Here is a 1,047-nt window from a genome sequence, read left to right as displayed (position 1 = left end):
CATGACGCATGACGCGTTCCTTCCTTGGTGCGCAGCCCATCATACCGCGCGACATTGGCCTCGGGTTCCTTGCTCAAGGAGAGAGCTGCAGGCGGGCTCACATCCGGCTGATCGGTCGGTGTGCCATCCAGCAGCCTGTGCAGCAGGTTCAGCACATGGGTCTTGGTCGGCACGCCGGCCTCCAGTGCCAATTCCACAGCACAGAGCACGGCCTGTTCGTCATGGTGCAAAACCAGTGACAGGATATCGACCATCTCGCGATCGCCGCCAGGCTGGCGCAACATCTGTGCCTGCAGCTTGCGGAAGGGGTCGGGCATCTCGATAAAGGGAGCACCGTTGCGCAAAGCCCCGGGCTTGCGCTGAACGACCGCCAGATAATGACGCCAGTCATAGATGACGCGCCCCGGCTGGCGGTGGGACCGTTCAATGATGCGCTCATGCGTGCAGACCACATGCCCTTCGGCGACGATGACCAGCCGTTCGGGGTAGATGTGCAGGCTGACGGGCCGGTTTGCGAAGCTGGCCGGCACTGAGTAGCGATTGCGATCGAATGTGATCAGGCAGGTGGGCGACACCCGCTTTCTCTCTTCGACAAAGCCGTCAAACATTGTGGGCAGTGGCATCAGCGCGGGCTTTTCGGCCTCCCAGACATCGGCAATGCTGCCAGGCAGGGTGCCATGCGCAGTCTCGGCCCACAGGAGCTTGCAGCGATCTTCCAACCAGATGTTCAGCGCATCCATATCCGGAAAGGCGGGCATGAGCTGCCAGAGCCGATGGCGGGCATCGCGCACATTCTTCTCGACCTGACCTTTCTCCCACCCTGCCGCTGGATTGCAGAACTCGGGATCAAAGACATAGTGGCTGGTCATCGCCAGAAATCGCGCATTCACATCGCGCTGTTTGCCGCGCCCGACACGATCAACAGCCGTCTTCATATTGTCGTAGATACCGCGGCTCGGGATGCCATCAAACACCCGGAATCCATGCCAGTGGGCATCGAACAGCATCTCATGTGTCTGCAAAAGATAGGCTCGCACCAGAAAAGCA

1 protein-coding gene is annotated in these 1,047 nt (G+C 60.2%); it reads right to left on the bottom strand.

Annotated elements, in window-relative coordinates:
* Positions 1-1,047 (bottom strand): IS21 family transposase (gene istA, locus G568_RS19495; RefSeq protein WP_037374547.1); only part of this gene is annotated, 1,047 nt, incomplete at both ends.

The organism is Sediminimonas qiaohouensis DSM 21189, from assembly GCF_000423645.1.
GTDB lineage: Bacteria > Pseudomonadota > Alphaproteobacteria > Rhodobacterales > Rhodobacteraceae > Sediminimonas > Sediminimonas qiaohouensis.
This window is presented reverse-complemented; position numbering and strand designations above follow the sequence as displayed.